Here is a 15,226-nt window from a genome sequence, read left to right as displayed (position 1 = left end):
GAGCAGCGCAAAGCAGCGCCGTCGCCAGAACCAGCGTTCGCCCACCGCGCATCACCCCAGTCGCGCCAGCGCGGCGGTCAGGCGGTCGGCTTCGGATTCCTTCGCGGCGTGATCCATGCGGGCCTTTTCGACGGCTTCGGGCTTCGCGCGTTCGACGAACGACGGATTGTTCAAACGGCCGGCAAGGCCATCGCGTTCCTTGGCCGCGGCGGCGAGCGCCTTGGTCAGGCGGTCGCGCTCGGCGGCGATGTCGATCACGCCCTCGAGCGGGACGGTGATCGTCTCGCCCTCGACGACGAGCTGCGCCGAGGCGCCTGCGGGGGCTGGGTCGAAGCTGATCGCTTCGAGCCGCGCGAGACGGTCTAACTGCGCCGCGAGCTTGTCGGCGCGGCCTTTGAGCGATGCCGGGAAATGCGCGGTCAGGCGCGCGCCCGGCGGCAGGCCGAGTTCGGCCTTGGCGGTGCGGAGTTCGCTGACGAGCCTGATCAGCCAGTCGATATCGGCGCTGGCATCGGCATCGCGCGCCGCGTCCGGCGCGGGCCATTGCGCGGTGATCAGCGGATAGTCGGCGCGGTCGCCGAGCCCCGTCCAAAGCTCCTCGGTGATGAAGGGCATGAAGGGGTGGAGCATCACGAGGATCTGGTCGAGCACCCAGCCCGCGACGGCCCTGGTCTCCTCGTCGATCGCGCCCTTGATCAGCTCGAGATACCAGTCGCAGAAGCGGTCCCACGCAAAACTATAGATCGCGTTCGCGGCCTCGTCGAAGCGGTACGCGGCGAAGGCCGCCTCCATCGCCGCGACGGTATCGGCGACCTCGCCGATGATCCAGCGGTTGACCGGCAGGCTCGCGGCGGGCGCTTCGACGCTGGTCGAGGCCGAAATGCCGTTGGCTTCGCAGAAGCGCGCGGCGTTCCACAGCTTGGTCGCGAAGTTGCGATAGCCCGCGAGGCGCGCATCATCCATCTTGATGTCGCGGCCCTGGCTTTCCATCGCCGACATGAAGAAGCGGAGCGCGTCGGCACCATATTGGTCGATCAGCCCGAGCGGATCGACGACATTGCCCTTCGACTTCGACATCTTCTGCCCGTCGGGGGCGCGGACGAGGCCGTGAAGATAGAGCGTCTTCCACGGCACTTCGTTCATGAAGTGCATCCCCTGCATCGCCATACGGGCGTCCCAGAAGAAGAGGATGTCGAAGCCCGAGACGAGCACGTCGTTGGGATAGTGGCGCTTCAGCAGTTCGGTCTCCTCGGGCCAGCCGAGCGTCGCGAAGGGCCAGAGCGCGGAGGAGAACCAGGTGTCGAGGACGTCGGGATCGCGTTCCAGCGCGACGCCCGCGCCGGCCTGTGCCTGCGCTTCCTCTTCGGTCTCGGCGACGAAGATACGGCCATCGTCGGCGTACCACGCCGGAATCCGGTGCCCCCACCAGAGCTGGCGCGAGACGCACCAGGGCTGGATATTCTCCATCCAGTTGAAGAAGGTCTTTTCCCACGTCTTGGGGACGATGTTGATGCGCCCGTCGCGGACCGCCGCCATCGGCGGCTGCGCGAGCGTTTCGGCATCGACATACCATTGGTCGGTCAGCCACGGCTCGATCACCACGCCGCCGCGATCACCGAAAGGCGTCTGGATCGTGCGCGGTTCGGCGTCATGCGCGCCGCCGTCCTTGTCGGTGTGCGGAATAAGGAATCCGCTTTCCTTCATCCGCTGCACGACCAGTTCGCGCGCGCCGTCGATGCCGTCGCGCCTGAAGCGGTGGAGGCCGAGATATTCGTCGGGGATCAGCCCGTCGGCGGTCTGGATCACATTTGCATCGCCGTCGAGCATGTTGAGCATCTCGCCGGCCTTGAACCCCGCGCGCCTGCCGACGTCGAAGTCGTTGAAATCATGCCCCGGCGTGATCTTCACCGCGCCGCTGCCCAGCTCGGGATCGGCATGTTCGTCGGCGACAACCTTGAAGCGGCGGCCGGTGATCGGCTGGAGAATGTCCTTGCCGATCACGCTTTTGTAGCGCGCATCGTCGGGGTGCACCGCGACCGCCATGTCCGCGAGCATCGTTTCGGGGCGTGTCGTCGCGACCTCGATATAGTCGCGCCCGTCATCGAGCGTCACGCCGTCGGCGAGCGGATATTTGAAGTGCCAGAAGCCGCCCTGAATCTCATGCGTCTCGACCTCGAGGTCCGAGATCGCGGTCTTGAGCTTCGGGTCCCAGTTCACGAGGCGCTTGTCGCGGTAGATCAGGCCCTGCTTGTGCAGATCGACGAACACCTTGACCACCGCTTCGGTGAAATGCGGGTCCATCGTGAACTGTTCGCGCGACCAGTCCATCGAACAGCCGAGGCGGCGAAGCTGGCGCGTGATCTGGCCGCCGCTTTCGGCCTTCCACTCCCACACTTTCTGCACGAAATCCTCGCGCGAATAGTTGGTGCGCTTGTCCTGCCGTTCCTCAAGCTGGCGCTCGACGACCATCTGCGTGGCGATGCCGGCGTGATCGGTGCCGACGACCCAGAGGGCGTCCTTGCCGCGCAGCCGCTCGTAGCGGACGAGCACGTCCTGCAGCGTATTGTCGAGCGCATGGCCGATGTGCAGCGCGCCGGTGACGTTCGGCGGCGGGTTGACGATCGTAAAAGGCTGCGCGTTCGGGCGCGCGGGGCGAAACAGCCCGCGGCTTTCCCACTCATGGGCCCATTTCGCCTCGATGGCGGCGGGATCGAAGGTTTTTTCCATCGGCATAGCGGGCGCCTTTGCCAGCCATGCTGCGGCGCGGCAAGGGGGAACCCGCCTACGTCAAGCGCAGGCGTGTCCCCGCGAAGGCGGGGACCCATCTCCGGCTGGTTCCACCTTGGACCGGCGGGTGATGGGCTCCCGCCTTCGCGGGAGCACGGGGTTCAGCTTATTTCTTCAGATATTCGCCCAGCCAGTCGAACACCGTGCGATGCCACTGGACGCTGTTTGCGCCCTTCAGCACCCAGTGATTTTCGTCCGGGAACACGAGCAATTGCGACGGCACGCCGCGGCGCTGGAGCGCGGTGAAGGCCGCGAGGCCCTGCGTATAGGGGATGCGGAAATCCTTTTCGCTGGTGATCACCAGCATCGGGGTCTTCCATTTGTCGACATGGTTCACCGGGTTCCACTTCTCGAATTCCTCGGGAACCTCGAAATAGGCACCGCCATGCTCCCATTCGTCGAACCACAATTCCTCGGTTTCATAGGCCATCGCGCGCGCGTCGAAGACGCCGTCGTGCTGGACGAGGCATTTGAACCCGTCGGCCCACTGGCCCGCGATCCAGTTCATCATATAGCCGCCATAGGAGGCGCCGAGCGCGCAGGCGTTCGCGATGTCGAGCTGCGCGTCCTGCTTGCCCGCCGCGGCGAGGCCGAGCTTCAGGTCCTGCAGCGGCTTGCCGCCCCAATCCTTGTTGATGCTGTCGGTGAAGGCCTGACCATAGCCGGTCGAGCCGTGGAAATCGACGGTGACGACGCCATAGCCCTGCTCCGCGAAGACGCGCGGGTTCCAGCGCGTCGACCAGGCGTTTCCGAAGCTGCCCTGCGGGCCGCCGTGGACGATGAAGGCGACCGGCAGCCTGGCGGTCGCGTTCGCGGGCTTCAGGATCATGCCCCATACCTTGTCGCCGTTCGCGCCGGCGAACTGCATACGGTCGATCTTGACCGGATCGAAGCTCGCGAGCGTCGCGGCATTGACCGCGGTGAGCTGCGTCACCTTGCCCTTGGCATCGCGAACATAAAGGTCAGTAGGCAGTAGCGCGGTATTGCGCGAGTAGAGGAGTGCGCCATCGGGAAGCGGCGTGACGTCGCCGATATGGCCGTCGAAAGCTTCGGCCGAGGCTTTCAGCTTCTCGACCTTGCCGCTCGCGGCATCGACGCGGAACACCGGATGGTCGAGGACATCGTCGGCGGTGACGTAGAGCGATTTTCCGTCCGCCGCCCAGGCGATCGACGCGACCGAGCGGTCCCACGCATCGGTCAGCTTCTTCGTCTCGCCGCTTTCGAGGTTACGGAGCATCAGCACCTGCCGGTCGGCTTCGTAACCCGGCCGCGCCATCGCGGCATAGGCAAGCCATTTGCCATCGGGCGAGGGGGCAGGGAAGGTGTCGGTCGCCCGATTGGCCTCGGTCAGGTTGACCGGCATCATCCGGCTGTCGACCAGCCAGCTATAGATGTCGAGGTTGGTCGAACGCGGCTCGTCACGGTCGGCCTTGCGCATCGTGAAATAGACGGTGCGGCTGTCGGGTCCCCATGCGAGTTCGCTGCCGTCGCCGAACGGCTTCGACGGGCTGTCGCCGACCAGCCCCGCGGCGATCGGCCGCGCGACGCTCGCCTTGCCGTCCGCGAGGTTGAAGACGAAGGGGCGGCTGTGCGTGCCGGGCGTTTCCCATTGATCCCAATGGCGCACGAAACCGGCGCCGTCCTTGTAGAGGCGGCCGGTGCCGGGGCCAACGAGCGCGCCCCGGTCTTTTACGTCCTTCGCGTCGCAGCCGAAATCGGTGCATTCCATCGGGATGTCGCCCCAGGCGAGCAGCTTCGCGCCGTCGGGGGAAATCTTGAAACCCGCGACCTCGGCCTTGGTATCGGTGACCTGCGTCGCCGTACCGCTTGCCTTGATGTCGATCCGCCAGACCTGATCGCTGCCCGACGCATTCGAGAGGAAATAGAGGCTGCCGTCGGGCGCGAAGGCGGGTGAGGTTTCGTTCTTGCCGGGCGCGTCGGCGATCTGGACGGGGTTCGCGCCCTTGGCGTTGCGATCGACGAGCCACAGGCCGGTCGAGCGCTTGTAGGTCTCGGGCGCGGTCTCGGTCATCTGATAGACGACCCAGCGCCCGTCGGGCGATGCGGCGGGCGCGCCGACGCGCTTCAAGGTCGCAAGATCGACCTCGGTCATCGGACGGGCGAGGGCGGGGGAGGAGGAAAGGGCGGCGAGCGCAATCGCGCTGGTGAGGAGATGGTTACGCATGAAAGCGGTTTAGCGCGAGGATGCGGGTGTTCAAGCCCGTTCATAGCATGGCTGCCGAGGGCGGCTTGGGGGTGAGGAACGGACATTGCCTCACCGCCTTCCTCATCCTGGGCCAGATTCGGGATGGCGATGCTGTTCAGCTCCGCTCCGGCGCAACACCCGCCACTCCACTACACTCCCTTCCCAAAACCGCTGTCCTACAAAATCGGGGCGCGCTAGCCTCCCCCTCATGTCATGTGCTCCGTACCTTCTCCGCCCGTTGCTTCGCTATCCCGGCCGAACCGTCCCTAAAGCGACAAAGGAGACACTTCGGACCTGCCCATCGGTCTCCTTTGTCGCTTTAAGGACGGTGCCGATGCGATTCCCGAGTGAAGTTGCGCGGTTTTCCGCGCATCCGCTTGATCAGGGCGTTGCGCCGCGCGGGCCGGCCTGCTAGCCGCGCCCGCACTGTCTCCCGCCAGAAGGTGTCCCCATGTCTGAGTCCATCAAGCGCGTCGTCCTTGCCTATTCGGGGGGACTCGACACCAGCGTCATCCTGAAGTGGCTGCAGGTCACTTATGGCTGCGAGGTCGTGACCTTCACGGCCGACCTGGGGCAGGGTGAGGAACTGGCGCCCGCGCGCGCCAAGGCCGAGCTGATGGGGATCAAACCCGAACATATCTATATCGACGATGTCCGCGAGGAATTCGTTCGCGATTTCGTCTTCCCGATGATGCGTGCCAATGCCCGCTACGAGGGCGATTATCTGCTCGGCACCTCGATCGCGCGGCCGCTGATCTCGAAGCGGCTGGTCGAGATCGCCAAGGAAACCGGCGCCGACGCGGTCGCGCACGGCGCGACGGGCAAGGGCAATGACCAGGTGCGTTTCGAGCTGTCCTGCTATGCGCTCAATCCCGACATCAAGGTGATCGCGCCGTGGCGCGAATGGGATCTGACCAGCCGCACCGCGCTGATCGACTTCGCCGAGAAGAACCAGATTCCGGTGCCCAAGGACAAGCGCGGCGAAAGCCCGTTCAGCACCGACGCGAACCTGCTTCACACCTCGTCGGAGGGCAAGGTGCTCGAGGACCCGTGGGAAGAGACGCCCGATTATGTCTATTCGCGCACGGTGAACCCCGAGGACGCGCCCGACGCGCCCGAATATATCACCATCGATTTCGAGCGCGGCGACGGCGTGGCACTCAATGGGCAGGCGATGTCGCCCGCGACCTTGCTCGCGGCGCTCAACGACCTTGGCCGCAAGCACTGTATCGGCCGCCTCGATCTCGTCGAGAACCGCTTCGTCGGCATGAAGTCGCGCGGGATGTACGAGACGCCGGGCGGCGAAATCTATGCGCGTGCGCATCGCGGGATCGAAAGCATCACGCTCGATCGCGGCGCGGCGCACCTCAAGGACGAGCTGATGCCCAAATATGCGGAGCTCATCTACAACGGCTTCTGGTTCGCGCCCGAGCGCGAGATGCTGCAGGCCGCAATCGACCACAGCCAGGAAAAGGTGTCGGGCACCGTCCGGCTGAAGCTCTACAAGGGCAACGCCAGCGTCGTCGGCCGCAAGTCGCCGTACAGCCTCTACAGCGAGCGCCATGTGACCTTCGAGGACGACGCGGGCGCCTATGACCAGAAGGATGCGGCGGGCTTCATCAAGCTCAATGCCCTGCGCCTGAAGCTGCTTGCGCGGCGCGATCGCTGAACGGGCTGCAGGCCAAATCATTGATTGCAAACCTCATGTCGCGGGAACGCTGCGACATGGCGGGCGTTTTAGGGCTGTCATCGCGGCAGCGCCTGCTATAACAGGAATCCGGAGGACGGTACGGGATGCTGCCACAATATGGGTGGTAGGCTATGATGAACGATGCGTCCGCCGATCCGGCGCCTTACGAATGGCATCCCCGTTCGATTTTGTTTCCCCGCATCGGCAAGATGGTGACCCGCGACGGCGTCCGCACCCGGTTGATCCTGCCCGGGCGCTACCTCGTTCGGCGTTCGCGAAGCATGAACCGGTGGGTATATCGTCGAGACGGGCCATGACGTTTGCCTGCCGGTGCGGCTTTCGGGGTGGTGCCGCACGGCGATCAACGGCAGGTTGAGGCTGTTCGGCCTTTCGCCCGGGGGAGGGCGGTGCGATGCGAATGCTGGATTTCTCTTCGTGGCAGAGCATCGGCGCGACGCTGGTGGGCCTGGCGCTGGTCGCGCTGATCGGCGTCGGTATCCGCCTGATGGCGACGATGCCGTCGGACCGTCTAAAAATTAATGCGTTAGCGCCGCCGCCGATGATGCGCTAAGGCGCCGGTCCATGACCGCCCTGCGCTTTTTCTCGGACAATGCCGCGACCGTGCATCCCGCGGTGATGGAGGCACTCGTCGCCGCCAACCATGTCGATACCGCCTATGACGGCGACGCGCTCAGCCGCTCGCTCGACGCCGCCTTTTCGGAGCTGTTCGAAACCGATTGCGAGGTTGTCTGGATCGCGACCGGCACCGCCGCGAACAGCATCATCCTCGCGCATTTCGTCCGGCCCTGGCAGGGCATCCTCTGCTATGAGGAGGCGCATATCGAGGTCGACGAGTGCGGCGCGCCGACCTTCTATTCGGGTGGTGCCAAGCTGATGACGCTCCCTGGCCGCGGGGCGAAGATCGACGCCGAGGCGCTGAAGGCGCGGATCGCGGGAATCCGCAAGGACGTCCATCAGGTCCAGCCCGCAGCGATCAGCATTACCAACGCCACCGAATATGGCCTTGCCTGGCGTCCCGGCGAAGTCGGCGCGATCAGCGAGATCGCCCGCGCGAACGACATGAAGCTGCACATGGACGGTGCGCGCTTCGCCAATGCGGTCGCTTTTCTCGGCTGTTCGCCTGCCGACGTGACGTGGCGCGCCGGGGTCGATGCGCTGTCGTTCGGTTTCACCAAGAATGGCGCGATGATGGCCGAAGCGCTGGTCTTCTTCGGCGGCAGCGGCGGCGCGGGGGTGCGCGAGCTCAAGAAACGCGGCGGCCATCTGCTCAGCAAGGGGCGCTTCGTCGCGGCGCAGATCCGCGCGATGCTGAACGGCGATCTATGGCTCGCCAATGCGCGCGCCGCCAACGCCGGTGCGGCGGCGCTGGCGGGGGCGTGCGGCGACCGGCTGATGCACCCTGTCGAGGCGAACGAGCTGTTCGTTCGCTTGAGCGCCGGTGAGGCGGCGGCGCTGCGCGCGCAGGGTTTCGACTTCTACGATTGGGGCGAGGGCGCCGCGCGCCTCGTCACGAGCTGGGATCAGGACGCCGCGGCGGTCGCGCCGCTTGCGGCCGCCATCGCCGCGCTATGATTGGGCAACCCGTGGCGTCGCTGCTTGCGCCGCGCGTCCTCATTCCCTTCGCGCTCGTCACGCTGATCTGGGGTTCGACGTGGATCGTCATCACCGGACAGCTCGGGGTCGTGCCGCCAAGCTGGTCGGTAACCTATCGCTTTTCGGTCGCCGCGATCGCCATGTTCGCTTTCGCTGCGATGCGCCGCGAGCTGCCGTGGCTAGATCCGAAGGCACTGGTTTTTGCGGCCCTGCTCGGGGTCGCGCAATTCACCTTCAACTTCAATTTCGTCTACCGCGCCGAGCAGCATATCACCTCGGGGCTGGTTGCGGTGCTCTTCGCGCTGCTGATCGTGCCCAACACCTTGCTGGGCCGGCTGTTCCTGAAGACGCCGCTCGAAGGGCGCTTTCTCGCGGGCGCCGGGATCGCGATCGTCGGCGTCGCGATGATGATCCTCCACGAATATCGCGCCGCGGCGCTGGGGGCGGGCGAGGTGCTGCTCGGCACTGCGCTGACGCTGGCCGGCGTGATGTGCGCGTCGAGTGCCAATGTGATGCAGGGAGCCAGCATCGCGCGTGCGCAGTCGATGGTCGTGATGATTGCCTGGGCGATGCTCTTCGGCGCGGTCGCCGACGGCGCTTACGCCTGGATTACGACCGGGCCACCGGTGATCGAGTGGGCGCCCGCCTATCTCGCGGGTGTCCTCTATCTCGGCATCGTCGCGAGCGCGGTGACCTTTCCGCTCTATTTCAACGTCATTCGTGCGGTCGGGCCGGGGCAGGCGGCATGGTCGAGCGTGCTGATCCCGATCATCGCCATGGGCTTTTCGACGGTGTTCGAAGGTTATCGCTGGGCGCCGCTGTCGATCGCGGGCGGGGTTCTGGCGCTGGCAGGGTTGGTGATCGCGGTCGCGAAACGGCCCGAACGGCCGACGGTCAGCGGCAATATGGTTGCGGTCCGTGTCGAGCGGGAAAGCTGATTGCGAGACGTGTGTTGCATCGCTAAGACGGTGCGATGAAAATCCTGACCGCTGGAATCGCCCTTCTCGCAGCCGTAGCGGCACCCGCATCGGCGCAAAACGATTGCAAAGCCGGGACTTATCGCGCCGCCGACGGCGATTTCGTCGTGCTGGTGCCGTCGCCCGTCGTTCCGGCGCCGGGCCTGCGCTACCAGTTCCGCGATGGCCGCCGCGGCGCCACGAACGAGGCCGGCGCGCCGCTGACATGCCAGGCGGAAACGGTCAGCGTTAAGGGCAAGGCGTGGCCGAAGATCGCCTTCCGCGAGACGCCGGTGACGTTCGACAGCCTCCAGACCAAGCTGACCGGAATGCTGATCGAACCGCCGGGAGCAGATCCCAAGCGCCCGCTGGTGGTGATGGTCCATGGTTCGGAGCGCACCTCGCCGATCGGCGGCCCCTATGGCTATGCGATGGCGGCGCAGGGGCTCTCGGTCTTCGTCTACGACAAGCGCGGGACCGGCGCGTCGGAAGGCGATTATACGCAGAATTTCGAGCTGCTGGCCGAGGATGCGGCGAAGGCGCTCGACTCTGCGCGGCGGACGGCGGCGGGGCGTTTCGGGCGCGCGGGCTTCTTTGGCGGCAGCCAGGGCGGCTGGGTCGCGCCGCGCGCGGCGACACTGACGAGGGCCGATTTCGTTGCGATCGGTTTCGGCCTCGTCGCCTCGCCGATCGAGGAGGACCGCGAGCAGATGGTGTCGGAGGTCCGCGCTGCCGGGCTCGGGCCGGATGCCGAGGCGCTGGTCGATCGGTTGTCGAAGGCGACCGCCGGGTTGCTCCTCTCCAATTTCAGGGATGGCTATGACGCGCTCGACGCGGTTCGCACCGAAATGGCGGCCCAGCCGTGGGCGGCGAAGATCGAGGGCGAATATAGCGGCGCGATGGCGCGGTTGTCCGACGCCGACCTTCGCCGGATCGGCCGTGCGCGCTTCGACAATCTGGAACTGATCTGGGACTATGACGCGGTCGCGGTGCTGAAAAAGCTCGACACCCCGTTGCTCTGGGTGCTCGCGGGGGAGGATCGCGAGGCGCCGATCGAAACCACGCGCGGTGCGCTGATGGACCTTAAGGCGGCGGGGAAGCCGGTCGATGTCTACCTCTTCCCCGAGACCGACCATGGCATGTGGGAATATGTCCAGCATCCCGACGGATCGCGCGACGTCACCCGGATCACCGACGGCTATCTGAAACTGCTCGGCGACTGGATCAAGCGCGATGTGCGCGGCACCTACGGCCGCGCCGAACATCTTACCCCGCGCTGATCCGCTCGATATCGGCGCCGACCGCCTGGAGCTTCTCTTCCAGCCGCTCGTAGCCGCGGTCGAGGTGATAGACGCGGTTGACCTCGGTCTGTCCCTGCGCTGCAAGGCCTGCGATGATCAGGCTCATCGAGGCGCGGAGATCGGTCGCCATCACCGGCGCGCCGACCAGATGATCGACGCCGCGGACGATCGCGGTGCGGCCCTTGACCTGGATGTCGCAGCCCATGCGCGCGAGTTCGGGAACGTGCATGTAGCGGTTCTCGAAGATCGTCTCGGTGAACAGCGATGCGCCGGTGCCGAGCGTCGCCATCGCCATGAACTGCGCCTGCATGTCGGTCGCGAAGCCGGGGTAGGGGGCGGTCGACAAGGTGACGGGCTCTGCGCGGCCCGACATGGCGACGCGGATGCCCGCCTTCGTCTCTTCGACCGTCGCGCCTGCTTCGCGCAGCGCCGCGAGCGTCGCGTCCATCTCGTCGGCCTTGGCGCCGACCAGTTCGACGTCGCCCTCGGTGATCACTGCGGCGCAGGCGTAGCTGCCCGCCTCGATCCGGTCGGCCATCACGCGATAGGTCGCGCCGTGCAGCCGGTCGACGCCCTCGATCGTCAGCGTCTCGGTCCCGATGCCGTCGATATGCGCGCCCATCGCGACGAGGCAGTTGCAGAGATCGACGATCTCCGGCTCGCGCGCGGCGTTTTCGAGGACGCAGGTGCCGCCTGCAAGAACGGCCGCCATCACGGCATTTTCGGTTGCGCCGACCGAGACGACGGGGAAGGTGAACTTGCCGCCCTTCAGCCGCCCGCCGGGCGCGACGGCCTTCACATAGCCCGATGCCAGCTCGATCTCGGCACCGAAGGCTTCGAGCGCTTTCAGATGGAGGTCGATCGGACGGTTGCCGATCGCGCAGCCGCCGGGCAACGATACGGTGGCTTCGCCAGCGCGCGCGAGCAGGGGTCCGAGGACGAGGATCGAGGCGCGCATCTTGCGGACGATGTCATAGGGCGCGACGGTCGAGGTGAGCGTCGTCGCGCGCGCGGTCAGCACGCGGCCGAAATCCTCGGGCCGCGATCCCTCGATGGTCGTCGAGCAGCCGAGCTGATTGAGCAGATGCCCGAAACCGTCGACGTCGGCGAGCCGCGGCAGGTTGCGAAGCGTCAGCGGTTCGTCGGTGAGCAGCGCGCAGGGCAACAATGTCAGCGCGGCATTTTTGGCGCCGGAGATGGGGATACGGCCCTTGAGTCGCTGGCCGCCGCGAATGACGATCTGATCCATCGGCTGTCCTTAGCGCATGGGTCGGCGCGCGCAAGCGGTGGCGGCGGGCTTTCGTGGTGGCGCGCGTTGTGAAAATATGAAACTATCGGTGACGATAGTGACACGAAAAGAGGACAATAGGGCGCGAAGTTCAGCAGGGGAGAAAGTGCTATGCGGAATCCTGTCGTCACCGCGGTTACCGCCGCATCGTTCGTCGTCGGCCAATTTGCCGTTCCGGCCTTTGCCCAGACCACCTATCCCTATCCGCCGCCCGGCAGCAGCTACCCTGGCTATGATCAGGGCTGGGCCGGGACGATCCGCTGCGAATCCTATGGCAATCGCCAGCAACGCTGCAAGGTTCGGACCGAAAACCGCGTCGAGCTGATCCGCGTCATCGGCGGGCGCTGCTCGAAAGGGCGCGACTGGGGTTTCGATACGAACGAGATATGGGTGTCGGGCGGATGCCGCGCCGAGTTCCGCTATGGATATTCGGGCGGCGGCACCTATCCGGGCGGCGATTATGCCGGGACGCTACGCTGCGAGTCGCGGAACAATCGCTACGAACAGTGCAACGTCCAGACCAACGGGCGGGTCGAACTGCTCCGCAAGCTTGGCGGCAAGTGCAATTCCGGGCGGCAATGGGGCTTCGATAGCGGCTATATCTGGGTGACGAATGGCTGCCGCGCCGAGTTCGGCTATGGCTATGCCAATCTCACCCCGCTGCCGGGGCCGAAGCCCGACAAGGATAAAGGCCCCAGCACGGGCCTGATCATTGGCGGCATTGTCGTCGCGGGTGGCCTGCTCGCGCTGCTGGCGAGCCAGAAGAAGAAAAAGGATGACGGCAGCGCGCAGGAAAACACGACCCCGCCGCCGGCATCGAGTGGCCCCGCGGTGCTCAGCGCGAACCTCAGCGGCCTGCCGAGCGCCGCACGGCCGTCGGTGCAGAATTGCATGAACGATGCGGCGCGGCAGATCGGGGCGACCGGCGGGACGAAACTGTCCTACGACAAGCTCGTCTCGCTCGAACAAGGCAATGGCGGCTGGCGCATCCGTGCCGCGATGACCGCGACTTATCCGGACGGCGCGAAATCGCTCGAAATGTATTGCCGCGCGACGCCCAGCGATATCATCCAGCTCGATTTCAGCTAGGGTCCCCCGGCTATGCCAGTCCTGCCTCGCGGGACTGGCAAGGGAATGGGTATGGGGATGAGAGAAGAATGAAGCAGGCCAGCCCGCTCGGGGCTTTATGGTCGCGGGCCTATCTGCTGCTGACGTTCACCGCATTGTTCTGGGCGGGCAATTCGATCGTCGGGCGCGCGGCGCGCGAGTTGGTGCCGCCCGCGGCGCTGGCTTTCTGGCGCTGGGTAATCGCGCTCGCCTTGCTGCTGCCGTTGGCCTGGCCGCATTTGAGGCGCGACTGGCCCGAACTGAAAGCGCGCTGGCCGACCGTGGCGCTGCTCGGCGCGCTCGGGATCGGTTCGTTCAACACCTTGCTCTATACCGGGCTGCAAAGCACGACCGCGCTCAATTCGATGCTGATCCAGTCGGCGCAACCCGCACTGATCCTGATCGTCGGGGCGCTGGTGATGCATGACCGGACGAACATCCGCCAGATCGCTGGTGTGGCCGTATCGCTCGCCGGGGTGCTGACGATCATCGGGCGCGGCGATCCGGGCATTCTGCTCGCAATGCAGCTCAATATCGGCGATGCGATCATCGGCGTCGCGGTGCTGCTCTGGGCGCTCTATTCGGTGCTGCTGCGGCGCCGGCCGACCGTCCATCCGCTGAGTTTCCTCGCCGCTTCGATCATGATCGGCATTGCGGTTATCGCGCCGGTCTATCTCTTCGAGCTGGCGGCGGGGCGCCGGATCGTGCCGGGGGCGGAAAGCGCGATGGCGATCGCTTATGTGTCGATCTTTCCGTCTTTCCTCGCCTATCTCTTCTTCAACCGCGGGGTCGAACTGATCGGCTCGGCGGCGACCGGGCAATATCTGAACGTCATGCCCCTGATGGGGGCCGGATTGGCGATGCTCTTCCTCGGCGAGGAGCTGCGCCTGTTCCACGTCGCGGGGCTGGTGCTGATCGTCGCGGGGATCGCGGTTGCCGGAAAGTCTCAGCCGAGCGCCGCCTCGACCTGATCGAGCCGGTCCTTGCCGAAGAACATCTCGTCTCCCACGAAGAAGGTCGGAATGCCGAACACCCCGCGTGCGACCGCGGCTTCGGTATCGGCGGCGAGCTTCGCCTTGATGTGGGGCTCCTGTGTTCGCGCGAGCAGGGCGGGCCCATCGAAGCCGTTCGCCGACAGGAAGGTCGCGACCACCTCCGGATCGTCCATCTTCAGCCCCTCTTCCCACATCGCGCGGTTCACCGCATCGACATAATCGTCGAGATTGCCTTCATCCTCGGCGACGATCGCGCCGCGCATGATGAGCAGCGTGTTGACCGGAAAGTGCGGGTTGAGCCGGAATTTGGCAAGGCCGTGCTTTTCGATGAAGCGCCGCATCTCGAGATTTTCATAAGCGAGCTTCGCGGGCGCCTCGGCATATTGCACCATCGGCGCCTTGTTGCCCGTCGCCTTGAAGATGCCGCCAAGCAGGCAGGGCGTGATGACCAGATCGGCGCCGGTGCGGTCGAGCAGTTCGGGCAATACCTTCAGTGTCAGATAGGCATTGGGGCTGCCGAAATCGAAGATGAGTTCGAGGCTCCTGGTCACCATTTTTCTCCCCACGGACGGAGGTCGAGCTCGTGCGTCCACGCGCTCTTGGGCTGCTTGTGAAGCATCACATAATTGGCCGCGATCGCATCGGGGTTGAGGATCAGGTCCTGCGCCTTCGCATTGTCGAAATCGGGATGGCGGCCCTTGATGAAGTCGGTGTCGATCGCGCCGTCGATGACCGTGTGCGCGACGTGGATGCCCTGCGGCCCCAGTTCACGCGCCATCGACTGGGCAAGCATCCGCAGCGCGCCCTTTGCACCCGAAAAGGCCGCGAAGCCCGATCCGCCGCGCAAGCTGGCGGTCGCGCCCGTGAAGAGGATCGTGCCGCGGCCGCGCGGCGCCATGCGTTTCGCCGCCTCGCGCCCCATCAGGAAGCCGCCGAGGCAGGCCATCTCCCAGACCTTGGTGTAGACGCGGACGGTGGTTTCGGTGATCGGAAAATTGACGTTCGCGCCGATGTTGAACACCGCGACCTCGACCGGGCCGACCTCGGCCTCGATCTGGTCGAACAGCGCGATCATCGCCTCCTCGCTACGCGCATCGCCGGGAAAGGCTCGCGCCTGATGCCCTTCGTCGCGGATCGACTGCGCGAGCGTTTCGAGCGCGTCGGCGTTACGTTCGCGCCGGTTGACGCAGGCGGTGAGGCCTTCGGCGGCAAAAGCCCGCGCGATCGCGCCGCCGGTGGCATCGCCGGCTCCGATGATGACGGCTGCGGGATTGGGCATGGG

Annotated in this window: 12 protein-coding genes; 7 read left to right on the top strand and 5 right to left on the bottom strand. The window is 65.7% G+C overall.

The features are described from left to right. Positions 1-51: 51 nt before the first annotated feature. Together ACE3SL_RS07580 and ACE3SL_RS07575 are read right to left on the bottom strand one after the other, a co-directional pair. Positions 52-2,733: a valine--tRNA ligase gene (locus ACE3SL_RS07580; protein WP_374525137.1), complete on the bottom strand. Its 2,682-nt coding sequence runs from the start codon at positions 2,731-2,733 to the stop codon at positions 52-54. 160 nt (positions 2,734-2,893) lie between these two features. Further along, on the bottom strand, positions 2,894-4,972 hold the full coding sequence (locus tag ACE3SL_RS07575; protein ID WP_374525136.1) for a prolyl oligopeptidase family serine peptidase: 2,079 nt from the start codon (positions 4,970-4,972) through the stop codon (positions 2,894-2,896). A 472-nt stretch (positions 4,973-5,444) separates the two neighbouring features. On the opposite strand from ACE3SL_RS07575, the gene ACE3SL_RS07570 reads away from it, so the two are divergent. From ACE3SL_RS07570 to ACE3SL_RS07550, 5 genes are all read left to right on the top strand, one after another. Further along, positions 5,445-6,662: an argininosuccinate synthase gene (locus ACE3SL_RS07570; protein ID WP_374525135.1), complete on the top strand. Its 1,218-nt coding sequence runs from the start codon at positions 5,445-5,447 to the stop codon at positions 6,660-6,662. A gap of 433 nt (positions 6,663-7,095) precedes the next feature. Then, positions 7,096-7,254: a hypothetical protein gene (locus tag ACE3SL_RS07565; protein WP_374525134.1), complete on the top strand. Its 159-nt coding sequence runs from the start codon at positions 7,096-7,098 to the stop codon at positions 7,252-7,254. A 20-nt stretch (positions 7,255-7,274) separates the two neighbouring features. Beyond that, positions 7,275-8,276, top strand: coding sequence for a low specificity L-threonine aldolase (locus ACE3SL_RS07560; protein ID WP_374525179.1), 1,002 nt, complete (start codon positions 7,275-7,277; stop codon positions 8,274-8,276). Next, positions 8,273-9,235: a DMT family transporter gene (locus ACE3SL_RS07555; RefSeq protein WP_374525133.1), complete on the top strand. Its 963-nt coding sequence runs from the start codon at positions 8,273-8,275 to the stop codon at positions 9,233-9,235. Before ACE3SL_RS07560 ends, ACE3SL_RS07555 begins: the two co-directional genes overlap by 4 nt. Before the next feature lie 35 nt (positions 9,236-9,270). Then, a complete protein-coding gene (locus ACE3SL_RS07550) occupies positions 9,271-10,533 on the top strand; it encodes an alpha/beta hydrolase family protein (protein ID WP_374525132.1) in 1,263 nt (420 codons plus the stop codon). On the opposite strand, the gene murA is transcribed toward ACE3SL_RS07550, so the two are convergent. Next, positions 10,520-11,803: a UDP-N-acetylglucosamine 1-carboxyvinyltransferase gene (murA, locus tag ACE3SL_RS07545; protein WP_374525131.1), complete on the bottom strand. Its 1,284-nt coding sequence runs from the start codon at positions 11,801-11,803 to the stop codon at positions 10,520-10,522. The two genes, ACE3SL_RS07550 and murA, sit on opposite strands and share 14 nt — an antisense overlap. Before the next feature lie 150 nt (positions 11,804-11,953). Here murA and ACE3SL_RS07540 point away from each other — a divergent pair, with 150 nt between their 5' ends. Further along, on the top strand, positions 11,954-12,931 hold the full coding sequence (locus ACE3SL_RS07540; protein ID WP_374525130.1) for a DUF3011 domain-containing protein: 978 nt from the start codon (positions 11,954-11,956) through the stop codon (positions 12,929-12,931). Between the two features lie 68 nt (positions 12,932-12,999). Continuing rightward, positions 13,000-13,920, top strand: coding sequence for a DMT family transporter (locus ACE3SL_RS07535; RefSeq protein WP_374525129.1), 921 nt, complete (start codon positions 13,000-13,002; stop codon positions 13,918-13,920). Here the strand turns inward: ACE3SL_RS07535 and ACE3SL_RS07530 are convergent. Further along, a complete protein-coding gene (locus ACE3SL_RS07530; RefSeq protein ID WP_374525128.1) occupies positions 13,896-14,498 on the bottom strand; it encodes a 2-hydroxychromene-2-carboxylate isomerase in 603 nt (200 codons plus the stop codon). The two genes, ACE3SL_RS07535 and ACE3SL_RS07530, sit on opposite strands and share 25 nt — an antisense overlap. Beyond that, positions 14,492-15,223 carry an SDR family oxidoreductase gene (locus ACE3SL_RS07525; protein ID WP_374525127.1) on the bottom strand — a complete coding sequence of 244 codons (732 nt, stop codon included), beginning with the start codon at positions 15,221-15,223 and terminating at the stop codon, positions 14,492-14,494. Before ACE3SL_RS07525 ends, ACE3SL_RS07530 begins: the two co-directional genes overlap by 7 nt. Positions 15,224-15,226: the final 3 nt, after the last annotated feature.

Origin of the sequence: Sphingopyxis sp. (genome assembly GCF_041916015.1) — a bacterium.
In the GTDB taxonomy this organism is placed as follows: domain Bacteria; phylum Pseudomonadota; class Alphaproteobacteria; order Sphingomonadales; family Sphingomonadaceae; genus Sphingopyxis.
This window is presented reverse-complemented; position numbering and strand designations above follow the sequence as displayed.